17 protein-coding genes are annotated in these 18,876 nt (G+C 41.3%); 6 read left to right on the top strand and 11 right to left on the bottom strand.

Annotated elements, in window-relative coordinates:
* Positions 1-60 precede the first annotated feature (60 nt).
* From sufC to ACSLUF_RS00350, 3 genes are read right to left on the bottom strand one after another with little or no spacing between them, the layout of a single operon-like run.
* Complete coding sequence (gene sufC, locus ACSLUF_RS00360) at positions 61-813, bottom strand: Fe-S cluster assembly ATPase SufC (RefSeq protein ID WP_435625853.1); 753 nt, start codon at positions 811-813, stop codon at positions 61-63.
* A gap of 51 nt (positions 814-864) precedes the next feature.
* Positions 865-2,310, bottom strand: coding sequence for a Fe-S cluster assembly protein SufB (gene sufB / locus ACSLUF_RS00355; protein ID WP_435624149.1), 1,446 nt, complete (start codon positions 2,308-2,310; stop codon positions 865-867).
* Positions 2,311-2,350: 40 nt separating this feature from the next.
* Positions 2,351-2,680 carry a HesB/IscA family protein gene (locus tag ACSLUF_RS00350; protein ID WP_435624148.1) on the bottom strand — a complete coding sequence of 110 codons (330 nt, stop codon included), beginning with the start codon at positions 2,678-2,680 and terminating at the stop codon, positions 2,351-2,353.
* Between the two features lie 227 nt (positions 2,681-2,907).
* On the opposite strand from ACSLUF_RS00350, the gene ACSLUF_RS00345 reads away from it, so the two are divergent.
* Complete coding sequence (locus tag ACSLUF_RS00345; RefSeq protein WP_435624147.1) at positions 2,908-3,315, top strand: DUF302 domain-containing protein; 408 nt, start codon at positions 2,908-2,910, stop codon at positions 3,313-3,315.
* Between the two features lie 5 nt (positions 3,316-3,320).
* On the opposite strand, the gene ACSLUF_RS00340 is transcribed toward ACSLUF_RS00345, so the two are convergent.
* Both ACSLUF_RS00340 and ACSLUF_RS00335 read right to left on the bottom strand, forming a co-directional pair.
* Positions 3,321-4,664 carry a hypothetical protein gene (locus tag ACSLUF_RS00340; protein ID WP_435624146.1) on the bottom strand — a complete coding sequence of 448 codons (1,344 nt, stop codon included), beginning with the start codon at positions 4,662-4,664 and terminating at the stop codon, positions 3,321-3,323.
* Positions 4,665-4,670: 6 nt separating this feature from the next.
* Complete coding sequence (locus ACSLUF_RS00335) at positions 4,671-5,945, bottom strand: choice-of-anchor B family protein (protein ID WP_435624145.1); 1,275 nt, start codon at positions 5,943-5,945, stop codon at positions 4,671-4,673.
* A gap of 58 nt (positions 5,946-6,003) precedes the next feature.
* On the opposite strand from ACSLUF_RS00335, the gene thiL reads away from it, so the two are divergent.
* Positions 6,004-7,050, top strand: a complete 1,047-nt coding sequence (gene thiL / locus ACSLUF_RS00330; protein WP_435624144.1) for a thiamine-phosphate kinase — start codon at positions 6,004-6,006, stop codon at positions 7,048-7,050.
* Between the two features lie 131 nt (positions 7,051-7,181).
* On the opposite strand, the gene ACSLUF_RS00325 is transcribed toward thiL, so the two are convergent.
* On the bottom strand, positions 7,182-7,436 hold the full coding sequence (locus ACSLUF_RS00325) for a hypothetical protein (protein WP_435624143.1): 255 nt from the start codon (positions 7,434-7,436) through the stop codon (positions 7,182-7,184).
* Positions 7,437-7,695: 259 nt separating this feature from the next.
* Here ACSLUF_RS00325 and brnQ point away from each other — a divergent pair, with 259 nt between their 5' ends.
* Positions 7,696-8,967 (top strand): branched-chain amino acid transport system II carrier protein, encoded by a 1,272-nt coding sequence (gene brnQ, locus ACSLUF_RS00320; RefSeq protein WP_435624142.1) that lies wholly within the window; start codon positions 7,696-7,698, stop codon positions 8,965-8,967.
* 67 nt (positions 8,968-9,034) lie between these two features.
* On the opposite strand, the gene ACSLUF_RS00315 is transcribed toward brnQ, so the two are convergent.
* The 3 genes from ACSLUF_RS00315 to ACSLUF_RS00305 all read right to left on the bottom strand — a co-directional run bounded on the left by ACSLUF_RS00315 (position 9,035) and on the right by ACSLUF_RS00305 (position 13,003).
* Positions 9,035-10,696, bottom strand: coding sequence for an FISUMP domain-containing protein (locus ACSLUF_RS00315; protein WP_435624141.1), 1,662 nt, complete (start codon positions 10,694-10,696; stop codon positions 9,035-9,037).
* A gap of 236 nt (positions 10,697-10,932) precedes the next feature.
* On the bottom strand, positions 10,933-11,613 hold the full coding sequence (locus ACSLUF_RS00310; RefSeq protein WP_435624140.1) for a hypothetical protein: 681 nt from the start codon (positions 11,611-11,613) through the stop codon (positions 10,933-10,935).
* A 100-nt stretch (positions 11,614-11,713) separates the two neighbouring features.
* Positions 11,714-13,003 (bottom strand): aminopeptidase P family protein, encoded by a 1,290-nt coding sequence (locus tag ACSLUF_RS00305; RefSeq protein ID WP_435624139.1) that lies wholly within the window; start codon positions 13,001-13,003, stop codon positions 11,714-11,716.
* An 88-nt stretch (positions 13,004-13,091) separates the two neighbouring features.
* Between ACSLUF_RS00305 and ACSLUF_RS00300 the strand changes: the two genes are divergently transcribed.
* The 3 genes from ACSLUF_RS00300 (at position 13,092) to ACSLUF_RS00290 (ending at position 16,929) form a co-directional block, all read left to right on the top strand.
* Positions 13,092-15,935 (top strand): WD40/YVTN/BNR-like repeat-containing protein, encoded by a 2,844-nt coding sequence (locus tag ACSLUF_RS00300; RefSeq protein WP_435624138.1) that lies wholly within the window; start codon positions 13,092-13,094, stop codon positions 15,933-15,935.
* Positions 15,935-16,324 carry a DUF2721 domain-containing protein gene (locus ACSLUF_RS00295; RefSeq protein ID WP_435624137.1) on the top strand — a complete coding sequence of 130 codons (390 nt, stop codon included), beginning with the start codon at positions 15,935-15,937 and terminating at the stop codon, positions 16,322-16,324. Before ACSLUF_RS00300 ends, ACSLUF_RS00295 begins: the two co-directional genes overlap by 1 nt.
* A 176-nt stretch (positions 16,325-16,500) precedes the next feature.
* Complete coding sequence (locus ACSLUF_RS00290; RefSeq protein WP_435624136.1) at positions 16,501-16,929, top strand: hypothetical protein; 429 nt, start codon at positions 16,501-16,503, stop codon at positions 16,927-16,929.
* A 9-nt stretch (positions 16,930-16,938) separates the two neighbouring features.
* On the opposite strand, the gene ACSLUF_RS00285 is transcribed toward ACSLUF_RS00290, so the two are convergent.
* Positions 16,939-17,898: a succinylglutamate desuccinylase/aspartoacylase family protein gene (locus tag ACSLUF_RS00285; protein WP_435624135.1), complete on the bottom strand. Its 960-nt coding sequence runs from the start codon at positions 17,896-17,898 to the stop codon at positions 16,939-16,941.
* Positions 17,876-18,766 (bottom strand): RimK family alpha-L-glutamate ligase, encoded by an 891-nt coding sequence (locus tag ACSLUF_RS00280; protein WP_435624134.1) that lies wholly within the window; start codon positions 18,764-18,766, stop codon positions 17,876-17,878. Before ACSLUF_RS00280 ends, ACSLUF_RS00285 begins: the two co-directional genes overlap by 23 nt.
* Positions 18,767-18,876: the final 110 nt, after the last annotated feature.

The raw sequence follows: 18,876 nt of genomic DNA, 5'->3' as shown, positions 1-18,876 counted from the left end.
CGGTTATCCGTGCTCAGTTATCAGTTTTCTGAAATCTGACGTCCGAATTTCAATTATCTGTTAAACCGTGGCTTCTTGTTTTAACCAATCGTAACCTTTCTCTTCCAGTTCAAGTGCCAAATCCTTGGAACCTGACTTCACGATTTTTCCATCATGCAAAACATGCACATAGTCCGGAACGATATATTCCAACAATCTTTGATAATGCGTAATTACTATGATTGCATTGTCTTTGCCTCGTAGTTTATTGACCCCGTTGGCCACGATACGAAGGGCATCGATATCCAAACCGGAATCCGTTTCGTCCAAAATGGCCAATTTGGGCTCCATCATAGCCATCTGGAATATTTCGTTACGCTTTTTCTCACCCCCAGAAAATCCTTCATTCAAAGATCGGGACAAGAACTTACGGTCTATTTCCAAGAGTTCGGACTTTTCACGAATGAGCTTTAGCATTTGATTCGCTGGCATGTCTTCCAATCCTTGAGCTTTTCTGGATTCGTTTATCGCGGTCTTGATGAAGTTGGTCACCGAAACACCAGGTATTTCTACGGGATATTGAAACGACAAAAAGACACCGTTATGTGCTCTTTCCTCAGGGGCCAGTTCTTCCAAATCCTCTCCATTCAAAGAAATGCTCCCTTTCTTAATTTCAAATTCCTCTTTTCCTGCAATTACCGATGCCAAAGTACTTTTCCCAGACCCATTAGGTCCCATAATGGCATGTACTTCCCCAGGATTCACTTCTAGGTTGATTCCTTTGAGGATTTTTTTATCCTCTACGCTTGCGTGTAAATCTTTAATTTTTAACATGGTAGTGTATCTCACATCTCAATATTTGAGATGCTTTTTTTGTGTTGTTTTTTATCCTACTGACCCTTCAAGGCTGATTTCCAATAATTTTTGTGCTTCTACCGCAAATTCCATGGGCAGTTTGTTAAGCACTTCTTTGCTAAAACCATTTACGATAAGTGCAATGGCTTTTTCTGTATCAATACCCCTTTGGTTACAATAGAAAATTTGGTCTTCCCCAATTTTACTGGTGGTAGCCTCGTGTTCTATTTGGGCTGATTTATTTTTGGTTTCGATATAAGGGAATGTATGCGCACCACAACGATTGCCCATTAAAAGAGAATCACATTGCGAAAAGTTCCGCGCATTTTCTGCCCTACTATTTACCTGGACCAATCCGCGGTAACTGTTTTGGGATTGTCCTGCCGAAATACCTTTGGATATGATTGTACTTCTCGTGTTTTTCCCTAAATGAATCATTTTGGTTCCCGTATCCGCTTGCTGGAAGTTGTTGGTAACCGCAATGGAATAGAATTCTCCAATGGAGTTGTCTCCTTTTAGGACGCATGACGGATACTTCCAAGTTACTGCCGAACCCGTTTCTACTTGGGTCCAAGATATTTTGGCATTTTTCTCGCAAAGGCCTCGTTTTGTAACGAAATTGAAAACCCCTCCTTTTCCATCTTTATCTCCAGGAAACCAATTTTGAACTGTGGAGTATTTTATCTCAGCGTCGTCCAAAGCAATTAGTTCTACTACTGCAGCATGTAGTTGATTCTCATCACGAGATGGAGCCGTGCACCCTTCAAGGTAGCTCACATAACTTCCTTCATCAGCAATCACCAATGTTCTTTCAAACTGCCCAGTTCCTGCTTGATTGATTCGGAAATAGGTAGATAACTCCATTGGGCATCGCACTCCTTTTGGTATATAGCAAAAAGATCCATCAGAGAATACAGCTGAATTTAAGGCAGCATAAAAGTTGTCTTTTTGAGGAACCACCGTTCCTATGTATTTTTTCACCAATTCTGGATGCTCTTGGATAGCTTCCGAAATGGAACAGAAGATAATTCCCTTTTCTGCCAATGTTTTCTTGAAAGTAGTGGCTACAGAAACTGAATCCATTACAATGTCCACAGCAACACCTGCCAACTTCTTCTGCTCATCTACAGAAATTCCTAGTTTCTTGAAGGTCTCCAAAAGTTCTGGGTCGACCTCATCCAAGCTGTTGTATTTTGGTTTTTTGTTGGGAGCGGAATAATATGAAATATCCTGAAAATTGGGCTTTTCGTATTTGACATTAGCCCATTCGGGCTCTTCCATTTCTTTCCAAACCCGGAAGGCTTCCAAACGCCATTGCGTCATCCATTCTGGTTCTTCCTTTTTCTTGGAAATCCCAACAACGATTTCCTCATTCAATCCTTTAGGGAAGGTGTCAGATTCTATATCGGTATAGAAACCATACTCGTATTCTTTGGTTTCCAACTCTTTTTTTAATTCTTCTTCTGTATAAGCCATGCTTTAGTTGTTTGTCAATTGATTGAAATCAATCAACATTTTATAGTGAAAAACTCTCCCCACATCCACAAGTGCGCTGGGCATTGGGATTATTGAATACAAAACCTTTTCCGTTGAGGCCGCCTGAGTATTCCAAAGTAGTTCCCACCAAATAGAGGAAACTCTTCTTGTCTACAAGGATCCTTACTTGATTGTCCTCGAACAATTTGTCAGTATCTCCGACTGCATTGTCAAATTTCAGTTCATAGGATAGGCCACTACAGCCTCCACTTTTGACTCCAACACGAACAAAGTCCGTATCCGAATCAAAACCTTCTTCGGTCATAAGTGCTACAACTTTCTGCTTTGCTGTTTCCGAAACTTTAATCATAATCGCTTGGATTCATTCTAAATAGCTTACAAATATACTGTATAAGTAGGGTTTTGCAAGGTTTCCTAACATTATAATAACGTATCTTCCAATAAGGTTTCTCTATTTGCTACGACTACAGCTTTGTTTTACGTTAAATATTCAATCTTTAAACAAACTAAAACGGTTTTAACTTATATATCATGAGAAATTGTATTCTCTTTTTTTCAATATTAATAGTAAGCAACATGAGCGGTCAAGAAACAAACAACGGACTGGTACAATTAACCAGTAAGCATTCTTTTGAATCCACCTATGAAATCATTAAAAACACCTTGGATGCCAATCCGAATATTGGCATTTTAGCTGAAGTGGACCACACTAAAAATGCAAAACGAGTTGATTTGGAGCTTCCAAAAACCAAACTCATCTTATTTGGCAATCCCAAATTGGGCACTCCGCTAATGCAATCCTCCAGAACAGTTGCCATTGATTTACCCCAAAAGATTCTGATTTGGGAAGCGGATGGGAAAGTATTTTTGGCCTATAACGACCCGAAGTACCTTTTAAATCGTCATGGTATAACAGACAAAGACCCAATAGCTGAAAAAATTGCTGGGGCTTTGGCAACAATTAGTGGAGAAGCTGCTGAGTAGGCGAACTATTCTATTTTTAGGACAACAAGGTCTGTGGACCCCTGATGTTCTTTATCAGGTGAAAGCGAGGTTGAAGATTCACCAACGAGAATAAGATTTCCTTCATTGTCCTCAAGGGCATCAAATCCAAAATCCAAATCGGCTCCACCAAAAGATTTTTCAAAAAGAACATTTCCTTGGGCGTCGGTTTTAATAATCCATAGATCATTTTCCCCATTGTTTTGGGTAGCATGCCCATCCAAGCTTTTGGAATTTCCTGCAATAACAAAACCTCCATCTACCGTAGTGCCCAGTCCGCGAGCAGCATCAAAAGCAGTTCCCCCAAAAGTTTTTTCCCAAATTAAATCGCCACTATCCGAAACCTTAATCAACCAAACGTCAGATTCCCCATTGTTTTTTGAAATATCAGTATCCACACTGAATGTATTTCCGACAACGGCATAGCCATTATCTTGGGTCTTTACAATGGCATAGGCTTTGTCTATACCGGTTCCGCCAAATGATTTTTCCCAAAGCATGTCCCCTTTGGCGTTCACTTTTACCACCCAGAAATCATAGCTGCCTTTCGAATTGGAAATATCAAAGTCGTCACTTTCCGAAGCACCTACCATGACCAGACCGCCATCATTGGCTTCTACAACACCAAAAGAACGGTCGTTGTTTGTGCCTCCAAAGTAGCGCCTCCAAATCAAGTCTCCGTTAGCGTCCAAGCGTGTGCCCCAAAATTCCCCAACCCCATGACGGGTTAAGTATGGGCTTTTTCCATTATTGCCTTCTCCTCCTGAGGAGGTAACATCCAAAAAACCGGAAAAGAAAAAACCACCATCCGAAGTCTGTACTACATCATACGAATGATCATGACCCGAAAAGCCGAAACTTTTCTCCCAAAGAATGCTCCCCGAAGCATCCAATCGTAAAATCCAGTTGTCGTGAAACCCTTCATTGTTGCTGCCGTCACCATCATCGCTCATGGCATACCCCACAACGGCATAGCCACCATCGGTTGTTTGGATTACTGACTGACCCCTATCGTCTTTGCTTCCACCGTAGGTTCGGTTCCATTGTAAGTTCCCTTCAGCATCTAACTTGAGGAACCAATAGTCGTTCACGTTAAGTGTTTTTCCTGTAAGGTCTCCATCTGTGCTATTGGTATATCCCAAAACCGCATACCCCCCATCCGAGGTTTGAATGACCGATTGGGCTGTATCCTCTCCAGAGCCACCAAAGCTTTTAACCCAATCCAATTCGCCCAAAAAGTTACTTGTGTCAATATCAACTGAGGTAGTATTATCATCAGTATTGCAAGACCACAAAATCAAGAACATTAGAATCCAACTAATCCTTCCCATACTATTCTAATTTGAACTTTGAATAACAAACAAACCTGAGTTAATATCACTCAGAATAATTTTCCCACTTTGGAAATAAGGATACACGCTCCAAACCCCATTAAATTGAGCCACATTACTTTGGGGAAAGGTGTCAAAAAACCCTTCTTCAGTAATGATTTCGCTTTCAATTTGGGATATATCCAAAATGCGAACCCCTGCGGTATAATTGGCCAAGTAGAACTGGTCGCCCAAAACATATCCATTATGGTCAATAGCTCCAGTGGGTCCCTCGTACGTCATATGTAACTGTGGGTTATCCAAATCGGTAAAATCAAAAACCAAGGTTCGTGAATTAAAGCCAAAGTCCGTCTCATCCAACTCATCGCCTAAAATAAAAAAGCGATGATCCTCTGTAAACCATCCTTGATGGGTATACCCAATATTGGGATACGTAAGTGTCTCGATTTGAGCTGGATTTGATTTATCGGTAATATCAACAATCACGATTTGATCCTCATTAGACCCTACAAAAATCTCCCTTCCTGTATAGTCTGTATCAGGACCGTTGTACGTAACAACCTGAGCATCATGGGTATATCCGTCATCTGCATAACCTCCCACACCAACTGGGCTTAAGGGGTTTTGCACATCCACGAAATGTACCCCTCCATTGAAGGCATCGTTTCTTGCAGTTCCCACAGGATACACAAATCCCATGGCTTCATTGATGACCACGTTGTGACAATTTCCAATACTTGTGTATCTAGTATCTGCCTCAAAAACTACAGGTGGATTCGACACATTTCGTAATCGGGTAAGGTCAAATACCTGCATTCCATGACTTGCAGCTTCAGCCACAATATAGACTGTGTTCTCGTAAACCTTCAAATCCCTCCACACACTTGCCGCCGTGGCCGTCAATAATTTTCCGAGATAAACTGGATTTTCTGTATCCGTTATGTCCACAAACGCCGTTCCATTGTCGAGTCCTAGTAGGACATATTCGCGATTGGTTGTAGTATCTGTCCATCCCCAAATATCATTCGCCCTTTCGGCACCAAATGCACTAAGCGGCATTTGTAAGAGGAGGTCGTACCCATTGCAGGAATAAATGTCTGCATTCCCTCCTGTGCAGGGAGTCAAAGTCAAATTCACTACTCCATCTCCAATATCCGGTTCATTCCCGCCAGTGGTCGGTGGAGTAGGATCAGGTTCAGATGGCGAGTCATCAGAAGAACAAGCGCATAAAAAGAGGAAAAGGCAAACCAGCAAATAGCTTGCGTTTTTGAGGTGTTTCATTATTGGGTCAAGTTTACTTAAAGATACAACTTATTCCATTCCTGTTTATTTTTGCCCAATGCTTGAAGATAAAAATACACAACGGACTTCTTTGGAGAGCTTGGGCGAGTTTGCTTTAATCAAACATTTGACCCAACATTTTGAATTGAATCAAGAATCCTCCCTAAAGGGAATTGGCGATGATGCAGCGGTTTTGGATTTCAAGGGAACGAAAACATTGGTTTCCACAGACCTTTTGGTAGAAGGTGTACATTTTGATTTAAGCTATATGCCGCTTAAGCATCTGGGGTACAAATCCGTAATGGTAAATCTCTCGGATATCTATGCCATGAATGCCAAGGCTACGCAAATTACCATTTCGGTAGCGGTCTCCAACCGATTTGGTCTAGAGGCTTTGGAGGAATTTTATGCGGGTGTGGCCATGGCCTGCAAATTGTACCAAGTGGATTTGATTGGAGGAGATACTACCTCATCCACCAAAGGAATGCTTATCAGTGTTACTGCAATCGGAGTGGCTAATGAGGATGATATTGTGTACCGAAGTGGTGCTAGGCCAAACGACCTTCTTGTGGTAAGTGGGGATTTGGGAGCACCCTACTTGGGGCTTCAAGTACTGGAACGGGAGAAGGAAGTTTTTAAGGTGAATCCGGCCAGCCAACCCGACCTTGAACCGTATCAATATATTGTAGAACGCCAATTAAAGCCTGAAGCCCGAAAAGATATTGTGGAACTTTTGGATAAACTAGAGGTTAAACCAACCGCAATGATTGACATTAGTGATGGTCTTTCTTCGGAAATTTTGCACTTATGCGAACAAAGTGGAGTGGGCTGTAATCTCTTTGAGGATAAAATTCCGTTGGATCCCACAGTGATTTCCACAGCGGAGGAATTTAAAATGGACTCCACCATGATTGCACTAAGTGGAGGTGAGGAATACGAGCTACTTTTTACCATAGACCAAAAAGATTTTGACAAAATTAAAGGCAATCCGAATCTAACGGTGATTGGACATATGACGGAAAAAAGGGAAGGTGCACATTTGGTGACTCGGGCCAATACCAAAATTCCTATCCAAGCTCAGGGTTGGAACTCATTTCAAGAATAGGGAAAACAAAAAATCCCGAAAACCAAGGGCATTTCCAACTAAACGGTCTTGGGGCACGCGACTGCAAGTTATGACGCCTTCTTAATCTCCGGGAATAATCCGAAATAGTGTTGTAAAAAGAGCAAACAGGATTAAGCGACGCTCTGTACTGTTCTGTTCTTTCTTTTTTGATACATATCTTCCAAAGTGTTGTTGATTTCCTGCATTTGAGGAGTAAGCACGGAAAGCGTTCCACTAACATCGGTGGTTACTTCTTTGCCACAATGAATGCATTTGTATTCTTTGATATGTTCAGTTACTTTTTTGGAAACTACATAGTGATGTCCAAAAAGATGACAAAAGAAAGAAGAGAATTTTTTGCTGTGTTGGGTAGTGGTTTTTTTCATAAGTCGGATTTTGGGGAATGGCTTCGCGATTTGGGGTCGCAAGTATTTTAATGTTGATTAGTGGTAATACGTTGTTTGTCTTAATCTGGTTTATAATAGTGCAACGATTGTTGATAACTTTTTATTTTGTGAAAAAAAACCCAGAGGCGTTTTTTCGATGAAATGCACGATAGTCGCTCATCAGAAGGATTTCTTCGGCAAACTGCGCGTTTGAAAGTTAACATTTTGAATTACTTTCACAAAAAATTATTAACATTTTATGGACAAAAAATCCATTGCGATTGTCGCTTTTGCCCTTTTCTCTCTCTTCTTTGGTGCTGGAAACCTGATTTTACCTCCACAGCTTGGTTTCAAAGCAGGTGAATTATGGTGGTTGGTCGCCTTAGGGTTTGCCCTTTCGGCTGTGTTCATTCCCATCTTGGGCATCGTTGCCCATTCCAGATTACAGGGTACCATGTTCGATTTTGCCAAAAAGGTTTCCCCAACCTTCAGCTTGGTGTATTGCTACATCGTTTATGCTATTTCGATAACATTGCCATCTCCGCGAACGGCATCGGTTACCCATGAAATGGCTATTCAACCGCTTACTGATAGCCCATCGTTAATTACCAGTATCCTCTATTTTATCTTGGTCTATGTATTCGTAATCAACCGTTCCAAAATCTTGGACATCATCGGAAAGTTCCTTACCCCTGCCATTCTATTCGTATTGATTTTGGTTTTGGGCATTGCAACGGCAACCGTAGATTTTTCTTTCGGCCCTTCCACTTTTGAAAGTCCTTTTTCCCACGCCATTTTGGAAGGCTATCAAACCTTTGATGCGATAGGTGCCGTGGTAGTTGGAGGGGTGATTATCATTTCCATAAATCTAAAACATAAAGAAGCTGATTATGAGGCCAAGAAAAAACTAATTGCCTGGGCTGGAATATTGGCTGGATTGGGGCTTTTTCTAATCTATGCTGGACTTATGTTTACTGGAGCTTTGTTTCAAGAAAGTTTTGACGCTGATATTTCCCGCACTGGCCTATTGAGTGGAATCAGCAAAGCTACATTAGGCAATGTGGCCCATGGTTTTTTAACCGTGCTCGTTAGTTTGGCCTGTTTTACTACTGCAGTAGGAATCGTGACAGGCACGGCAGATTTTATAAAAGGTCGCTTTGGTAATTCGCAAAAAGCGTATACCCTTACAGCTGTTTTGGGTTGTGTGCTTGGAGTTCTAATGGGTCAGTTTAATGTGGGTTACATTATAGCTGTGGCCTTACCGGCATTAATGTTTATTTACCCCATTACTATTGTGTTGATTTTGTTGAATGTATTGCCCGAAAGGTTTGCTACTCCCAAAATATTCCGATGGGTGGTTGTGACCACCATCCTATTTAGTATTCCTGATTTTTTAGGCAGTCTAGGTTATAGTGATTCCATAGCATCGATTACTTCTTGGATTCCCTTAAAGCAATTTCATATGGGGTGGGTGGTACCCGCAATGGTGACCTTTGTTGCCGTAAATCTTACAAAAAGCAAAGGGCGGTAGTCCTAAGAACTTCCGCCCAATATATATTAATCTTCATGATTAGCAGTTGTCTACTAGCATATGTCCACTAGTCCTTAATACATCTTACACTTTGTTTGTCTAGGATTTTATCAGCTGCACTAAAAGAGCTCAATAAATCATTATTAATTCCAATATAATAATATATTACCAGAGTCTCATTGTTCTCACCTCCCCACCATACACCATATTCTTCTATTCCAAAGAAAATATTTTCATATTGCCCGCCGTAAAGTCCATCAAAGCCTGAGCCACCTCCTACTTTCATGGCTCCTCCTGCTACATCTGACCCCCCGAGTTCGGTCTCCAAAGCCTCCCATTCATCATCGGTAGGTACATGCCATCCTTCAGGAGCAGCAATATGTGCCTGCTCCCATGTATATAGTGGTCCGTAGGTATCACAGTTAGCGATATTATCATCGTAGCATACATAATTTACGTCATTGCCTCGATAGTTCAGGTTTTCTGCCATCCATATCTGGTCACCTATGGTTACTACTTTGTAGGTTTGGCCATCCCGTGGGTCGGTAAAGGTCTCCAAGCTTTCAGCGGTAATCTCCGCAGTACTTGTGCATTCATTGGCATCTTTTATGGTTATTGTATAGTCCTGCACAGCTAGGTCGGAGAAGGTGCCACTATCCTGAAAGTTTTGACCATCCAAACTATAGGTATAAGGAGGTGTTCCGCCACTACCCGTTGCGGTAATGGTATATACTTCAGCAGTCGCCTCTACAGCAAGGCCAGCACAAGGGTCCACGTTAATATCGACACTCTGGGCTTCACAACTATAGGTGTCACGTACCGTAACCGTGTAGCTGCCCACGGCCAAATCTGTAAATACGTTACTTTCTTGAAAGTTTTGTCCATCAATGCTAAAGGTATACGGAGCTGTGCCTCCAGAGGCGTTGGCGGTAATGGTATAGCCTTCAACACCACCTTCAACAGCAAGGGTGCCCTCTGCGCAGGGGTCAACCAAAATGTCCGCTGCCATGGCCGTACACGCATTGGCATCTTTAACAGTTACCGTATATGTGCCCACGGCCAGTTCTGCAAACGTATTGCTTTCTTGGAAATTCTCACCATCTATACTAAAGGTATAGGGGGCAGTACCTCCGGTGGTATTAGCAGTAATAGTGTAACCTTCCACGGTGGTCTCCACAGCAAGGGTGCCCTCTGCGCAGGGATCCACAATGGAAACCTCTGCGGTCGATGTACAGTCGTTGGCATCCTTTACCGTAAGGGTATAGGTTCCAGCTTTCTTCGCAGTAATTTCACTATTAGTAGAGAAGTTGGCGCCATCAATACTATAAGTATAAGGTGGAGTACCCCCTGTTCCACTGGCATTTATGGTATAGCCTTCTACCGTAGAAGATACCGCTAAGGTTCCATCTCCACAAGGGTCGGTAACGGTAACCCTGGTACTTTTGGTACAGCCATTGGCGTCTTTTGCCGTAACAGAATATTCCTGAACCGTTAGTCCGGTAAAAGTCTCGGAGGTTTGAAAAGTGCCGTCATCCAACTGAAAGGTATATGGCCCTTTGCCCCCAGTGGCCGTTGCACTGATGGTAAAGTTTTCTGAGGTAGCACTGATGGCTAACAAAGGTGTAGTACTACAGGGGTCTGGGTCTGAATCTGAGCTGCAGGAACCAATGCCAAGCAGCACAAAAACTGAAATGCTCAATGTTAGGATTTGGGACTTTAGGGTTTTCATAATTTTTTATTTTGTATTCCAATTACGTTTTGGGTGATTCCCATTAAAATTGGACATTATTGGAAAAACCCTTGCTCCCTAATTGATGGATGGTATTTTTGGGCAAACAACACCCACTTTACAATTGACGTTGAAAACTGTATTGGACTAAATCTTAAGGTGAGCTTAATATTATGGAAGTAGGTAAATTTCAAGAATCCGTAGGTTAGTAACCTTGCTTCTTAAAAAATTGTCTTCTATCTTAATTTGGATTTTTCTTGGATATAATAATCCTTTATTGAAGAATTCTTTATGCATTCCGATTTTAGATAGGAGTCAATAGCCTTTTCATATTCCTTCTTGTAATCCGGATTTGCAGGTTCAAAATCGTGTTTACTTTTGGCCTTGTTCAACATTTTCAATTTCTCTGCACATTGCAGTTGTTTGGCATACTTGCTATTATCATCGGTAATGATTATAAATGCTGATGGTTTTTTATTAAGGTATCTAACATTGAATGCTACCCCATTGGCAGGGTAGTCAAACACACCTGCTGAATCCGGATATAAATTAAAGTCATGACTTTTAAAGCTGGTTTCTAAGGTTTCTCCTGTTTTGGTTTTAATCAGCAACTTGTATTGTAGAATAGGTTCCTCGTTATATAGGTCATCTGTCGCATTTCGCTCGATAATTACTCCTTCGCCCAATTCACCATACTTGTAAATCTGTTTGTTGGTGAAATTTGAACCAAAAAAGAAAACAAACAAAACTCCCCAAATCAGTAAAGCGGATACTAAATTGACGATGATTTTCTTCTTCTTGGAGTTGATAAAAAGTAAAACCAAAGCTCGAAATGCAAGAAGCAGCAGCAGCGAGATAATCAGAAATGCAAATCGGTTTTGAACTAAAAAATGAAGAATGTCGATTAGTGTTTCCATGATGTCTTTGGATAAGGATACTTCTTAAAAGTAGCTGCCTTATCGATCACAAAACACTCCAATTGGCAATTGATATTTCTGAATGTACCTATGGTAGCTTTCAGTTCATCAACTCTTCGATTTCTTCAACTTCTACGGGAATATTGCGCATCAAATTAAAGGGCACACCATTTTCTTGAATGACCACATCATCCTCTATCCGAATACCAAATCCCTCCGCAGGAATATAAATTCCTGGCTCCACCGTGAAAACCATATTGGCCTTCATTGGGGTTTTGAGTTCCCCATAATCATGGGTGTCCAATCCAATATGGTGACTGGTTCCATGCATGAAGTATTTTTTATACGCTGGCCAGTTTTTATCCTCATTTTGCACATCAGCCTTATCCAAAAGCCCCAGACTCAACAATTCTGAGGTCATGATTTTTCCCACTTCTTTATGGTACTCTGCCCAGATGGTTCCCGGAACCAACATTTTAGTGGCCTCATTTTTTACGCGAAGTACGGTATTGTACACTTCTTTTTGCCGGCTCGTGAACTTTCCATTGGCTGGAATGGTTCGGGTCATATCACTGGAATAATTCGCATATTCTGCACCTACATCCATCAAAATCAAATCTCCGTCTCGAACTTGTTGATTATTTTCAACATAGTGCAAAACGTTGGCATTATTTCCCGAGGCAATTATAGGGGTATAGGCAAAACCCTTAGAGCGATTTCGGATAAATTCATGTAGGTATTCCGCCTCCATTTCATATTCCCAAACTCCCGGTTTGGTAAAACCTAGGATTCTCCGAAATCCTTTTTCGGTAATATCACAAGCCTGTTGCATCAACTGAATTTCCTCTGCTTCCTTCACCCCTCTAATATTTTGGAGAATTGGATTGCTTTTCGCCCAAGAATGTGCGGGAAACTCCTTTTTGCATTTGGCAATAAACCGGTCTTCTCTAGTTTCCGTTTCCACCGCCTGCCGATAATGTTCGTTAGTGTTAAAATAGATGGTTTCGGCTTCAGTCATCAAATCAAAAAACACCTTGTCAAAATCCGATAACCAATACACGGTAGCTATGCCTGAAACCTGCGTTGCCTGTTCCTTGGTCAATTTAGCTCCCTCCCAAATAGCAATATGTTCATTGGTTTCCCTTACAAATAATATTTCACGATGCTTTTCTTCCATAGCATCCGGAAAAAGTAAGAGAATGGTTTCTTCTTGGTCCGCCCCACTTAGGTAGAAAATATCCCTATGTTGGTTAAAAGGCATGGTGCTATCCGCACTCACAGGGTAAATATCATTGGAATTAAAAACCGCAATGCTTTTGGGTTGCATCTGAGCCATGAACTTGTTGCGATTCTTTATAAAAAGTTGCTTGTCTATTGGATGATATTTCATGAGGTAAAATCGATTTTACCAAATGTAGCCAATTGCGTTACCCAAGACAAATTCATACCTTCCCCATCCTAAAATAAAATCGCACCGAATGAGACCACTTTTACTTCCCTTGCTTCTTTTCATTTTTCAACTATCCTTGGCACAAAAACCTGCCACACCGCCCAATACGGTACTAGATGCTCTGGAGCAAAAGGCAAAAATGGCAGAAAGCTCTTTGGTCAAAAACCTTCCACTTAAAAATATTGGGCCATCTGTAATGAGTGGCCGAATAGTGGATTTGGAGGTGAATCCAGATAATCCCACAGAATTTTATGCGGCCTATGCATCAGGTGGACTTTGGCACACTGTAAACAATGGGATTTCCTTTACTCCTATTTTAGATTCTTCCGAAACCCAAAACATAGGGGACATCGCTGTGGACTGGTCCAATGGCACCCTTTGGGTAGGAACCGGCGAAAACAATGCCTCGCGCTCGTCATATGCCGGGATTGGTATTTTGAAATCCTCAGATGGCGGTAAAACTTGGCAAAATATGGGCCTCCCCGATTCGCATCATATTGGACGAATTCTAATCAACCCGAACAACCCCAATGAGGTAGTGGTCGGAGTTACTGGTCACCTATATTCTCCAAACGCGGAACGTGGTGTTTTCAAAACAAATGACAGCGGACAAACCTGGACCAAAACCCTATTTGTGAACGATGTTGCAGGAATCATTGACTTGGCCCATTCTCCCAATAATTTCAATGTTCAATATGCGGCTGCTTGGCAAAAAGATAGAAAAGCCTGGAATTTTACCGGAAATGGTTCGGCTTCTGGTATTTATAAAAGTACAGACGGTGGAAGCACTTGGAATTTAATCTCTTCTTCTGAAAGTGGTTTGCCTACTGGGGATGGTGTAGGACGAATTGGACTCGCTGTTTTTGATGAAAATACCGTTTACGCGGTACATGATAGCCAGTTTAGACGAGAGAAAAAATCGGAAAAGAAAAAGGACGGCCTGACCAAGGAAGATTTTAAATCCATGAGCAACGAAGCTTTTCTTGCTCTCGAAGACAAAACCTTGAATGATTTTCTCAAAAACAATGGGTTTCAAGAAAAGTATCGCGCAGAAAACGTAAAACAGATGGTTCGAAGTGGTGCGGTAAAACCTGTCGACCTGGCCAAATATCTTGAAAATGCGAATTCACTCCTTTTTGACACGCCCGTTGTGGGTGCCGAAGTGTATCGAAGTGATGATTCCGGAAAGTCTTGGCAAAAAATGAATGAGGATTATATTGATGACTTGTTTTATAGTTACGGATATTATTTTGCCCAAATACGGGTAGACCCTAGCGATAAGGACAGAATCTATTTGGCTGGTGTTCCCTTGATTAAATCCGAAGATGGTGGAAGAACCTATTCTTCAATTAGCAAGGAAAATGTACATGCTGATCATCATGCGCTTTGGATTAATCCAAAAAAACCAGGGCATTTAATCAATGGAAATGATGGCGGGGTAAACATTACCTATGATGACGGCGCCCATTGGATGAAAAACAACTCTCCCCAAGTCGGGCAGTTTTACGCCATCAATGTGGATAATGAAAAACCCTATAATGTTTACGGAGGGCTTCAAGACAATGGGGTATGGAAAGGTGCCCATAACAACACTGAAGACAGTAGTTGGCATCAAAGTGGAAAAAATCCTTGGCAAATGATTATGGGAGGAGATGGGATGCAGGTCCAAATTGACGACCGAAATAGCAATATCGTTTACACTGGTTTTCAGTTTGGGAATTACTTTCGGTTAAATCTTGAAGACAGTTCTCGGAAATATATTCAACCCAAACATGAATTGGGAGAATCGCCCTATCGTTTCAATTGGCAGACTCCTATTTTACTATCCCAACATAATCAAGATATCTTGTATTTGGGTGGCAATAAACTACATCGTTCCTTAAATCAAGGGAATGATTGGGAGACCATTTCTGAAGACTTGACCCAAGGGGGCAAAAAAGGAAACGTGGCATACGGTACGCTAACAACCATTTCTGAATCACCCTTCGCTTTTGGTTTAATATACGTTGGAAGTGATGACGGATTAGTGCATATCTCCAAAAGTAGCGGCGGAAGCTGGGAAAATGTTTCCAACACCCTTCCCAAAGATTTATGGGTAAGTGAAGTTGCTGCCTCAAAGCATAAAAAAGAAAGGGTTTATGCGACACTTAATGGATACCGCTGGGATGATTTTACACCTTATATATATGTAAGCGAAGATTACGGTAAATCCTGGAAGAACATCTCAGGAAATATTCCGACCTCCCCAGTCAACGCTTTGGTTGAAGACCCAAAAAATGAAAACTTGATTTTTGCCGGTACCGACAATGGATTGTATGTTTCCTTCAATCGTGGGGAGTCTTGGGAATTGTTACAAAATGGCATGCCGAATGTAGCTGTGCATGATTTGGTAATTCAATCTGAAGCCAACCATTTATTGGTAGGTACTCATGGCCGAAGTATTTACAAGGCAGATATTTCCGCCTTACAGAAAATTACTTCAGAAGTCATGGATGAAAGCTTGACTGTTTTCGAGGTCGACAATATTAAACATTCCAAAAACTGGGGCAGTGCATGGAGTTCATGGATAAAACCCAATACCCCTGGTCTGGATATTCTCTTCTATACTTCGACCGCTGGAACAATGAATGCCAGCATCCAAACTGCCAACGGTATTGAAGTTAGTTCTACCACCATTGAAGCAGATAAAGGGGTTAATATTTTATCGTATGATTTAGCCTTTTCTAAAAAAGGAAAAAGCAACTTCCTGAAAAAGAATAAAATGAAATTAGAAGAAGCCAAAAATGGAAAAACCTATTTGCCCAAGGGGAGCTATATGGTGATTCTTTCTGGAAACGGAAGCAATAAAAAAATTGAATTTAAAATAGAATAGTGGAACTTTCCCTTAGCATACCCGCCTTACTTTTCCCAGCCATCTCCCTGACCATGTTGGCTTACAATGCGAGATACTTGGCCATTGCCGGTCTTATTCGTCAGCTACACAAACAATTTGAGGAGACCGAAGCGTCACCTTTGCGAAAACAAATTCATTCTCTGCGAAAAAGGCTAAGTATCATTAAAAACATGCAAGCCTCGGCTATAATCAGTTTTTTACTGGCCGCAGTTACCATGTTTCTCATTTATGTAGAGTTGATGGTATGGGCAAACATAATTTTCGGGATTAGTTTGGTTTTCTTGATGGTCTCACTTATTCTTTCACTTATTGAGGTTCAGCTTTCCACCAAGGCTTTGGGTATCCAACTAAGCAATATGGAAAAGTAGTTGCTCTTAAACCTTAGTTTTTTCGGGTGTTTTTTCAGGATTATCTGCGTAAAACCTCAAAATTTAACAATAACTTTCCCAATATATAGAGTTAAGATTGCAAATGGATTAACAGATTTCTTATTTTTGATATCCCCCTAACCAAATGGGGTTCTACTTTTCGCATAGTTGGAAATATGAAACGAGTACGGGAAATAGAATTCTTCAAGAATATTCGAGAAATACGGGAATACGAATTTGGTGTTTTCTATTTCTTCGACAATTTGGTGATTTCCGAAATCAACGAAGGTGTTTTGTTGGGTTGGGAAATGGCCACCAAGGCTGTGGATGCTGCTTATGAAGTCATTGGCAGGGACAATACCATTGCCTATATCTCCAACAGGGTAAACAACTATTCCGTGGTCGCTGCGGATTGGCGAAAATTTTATTTCAATCGGCATCAGTTGGACTTTTATTCCGTGGTGGGCCAAACCCATGGGAGCTTTGCCAGCTTGGTCATGGAGCGCATGTTCTTCAGAAACAACATCAAGCAGTTTTCTGATTTGGAAGAAGCCATTGAATGGAGCCTTTCCAGAATAGAGGAACAAAGTCAAATTGCCCAGTAAGTTTTTTGATTATCTCCCCAAATGAAAGAGGGCGTCTCCCTGATTGACGACCGCCTGATGGTTCAAGCAAAAAATATATCCTTCAAATGGGGCACTCACTTTTCTACTCTTTTTGGCATAAGTATCTGTAATTATCCCCAATTCCTGTCCTTTTTGTACATGTGCACCATTGGATATGGATGGGATAAACATACCTGCTCTCGAAGCCCTAATCCATCTTCGTCTTTCCAGAGGGATGGAGGTTTTCTTTTTGGTTTTTGCGGATTTTGAAATCATTTTGTTTCCCGCTAGTACCTTGCAAATCCCTTCCATACCAGCGTTTATGGCATTTTCATCAAAACGCATACTTTCTCCAGCTTCAAAAACTATAGTAGGAATTCCCATTTTAAAGGTAGCCTTTCTAAAAGTACCCTGTATAAGTCGGGAAGCAAAGCAAAAGGGTGCATTGAACATTTCTGCTAATGATTTGCTCATTTTGTCTTCAGCGGTATAGCGTATTTGGGGGTAGTTATGTCGCTGTGCCCCTCCAGTATGCAAATCAATAGCAAAATCCACATGAGGAATTATTTCAGAAGTATAATTATAAGCAATTCTACTCGCCAGTGATCCTGTTTTACTGCCTGGAAAACTTCGATTTACATCCTTGCCATCAGGCACATCCCTTGAAAAATGAATAAATCCAAATACATTTAGGATAGGGACGACCATTACTGCCCCTCGCTTAACATGAAAAATATCTTGTTGGAGCATGCGTCTTAAAGTTTCCACCCCATTAATCTCATCCCCATGCAGTCCTGCCTGAATTAAAATTGTTGGGCCGGGTTTTTTGGAATTAAATACATGAACTGGAATATCTATCAATGTTCCTGTGGGCAGTCTTGCAATTTTGATTTGCACCAACTTGTTTTCCCCTGGCGCTATGGAGCTGTTGTTGATTACAATCGTCTTATTTTCTTTTTCTGAGCGCATTTCTTTCAACAAACTGAATTATATGTTTTGCAACGTTGACGTTAGTGGCCGCTTCAATCCCCTTTAATCCTGGCGAAGCATTGACTTCCAGTAAAAGAGGGCCTTTTTTGGAGCGAATCAAATCCACTCCTGCTACCCCAAGTCCCAAATATTTTGTGGCATTCAACGCAATATAAAGTTCTTTGGAAGTGGGCTTTATAGCTTCAGTATCAGCTCCTCGATGCACATTGGACCTGAATTCATCCAACTCACTTTTTCGCTTCATACTGGCTACTACTTTGTTGCCCACAACAATCAATCGAATATCCTCTCCTTCCGCCTCCTCAATATACTGCTGCAGTAAAATACTGGTATCCATTTTATAAAGGGTGTCAATGATTGACTTCGCCGATTTTTTGGTTTCCGCCAAAATAACCCCTAACCCATGAGTCCCCTCTTGAAGTTTTATAATTACCGGTGGGCCTCCCAATAGCTTTATCTGTTCTTCAATATTATCAGGATTAATTGAAAAAAGAGTTTGGGGTATCGGAATTCCTTTTCGTGCCATAATCTGAAGGGTTCGCACCTTGTTTCGAGCTCGCGTAATCCCTAAAGACCTGGCGGTGCTGAAAACATCGTTCATCTCAAATTGTTTCACGATAGCGGCACCATGTCGAGTCACTTTTGCTCCAATGCGCGGGATAATAGCATCAAACTCATCCGTTACGTTATCTTCCCCTAAGTAAATTTGCGGTTTTCCCTCTCCTAACTTGACGGAACATTTGGTATGGTCTATCAATTCAATATAGTGTCCAGCGTTTTGGGCCTCCTCTACAATCCTTCGGGTGGAATGAACTGAAAGTCCCACGGAAAGTATCGCGATATCCATAATTTTTGGTCAGTGTGATTAGCTTCTTCCAATATCGTCCAAAAAAACTGTCCAACCAATCTTTTATCCGAGAATGTCAGTAACAGAAACCATTCATACAGCATTGAAGA

The organism is Flagellimonas sp. (assembly GCF_965601775.1).
Classification (GTDB): Bacteria; Bacteroidota; Bacteroidia; order Flavobacteriales; family Flavobacteriaceae; genus Flagellimonas.
The sequence above is the reverse complement of the archived record's forward strand: the minus strand, read 5'-3'. Positions and strand labels throughout refer to the sequence as shown.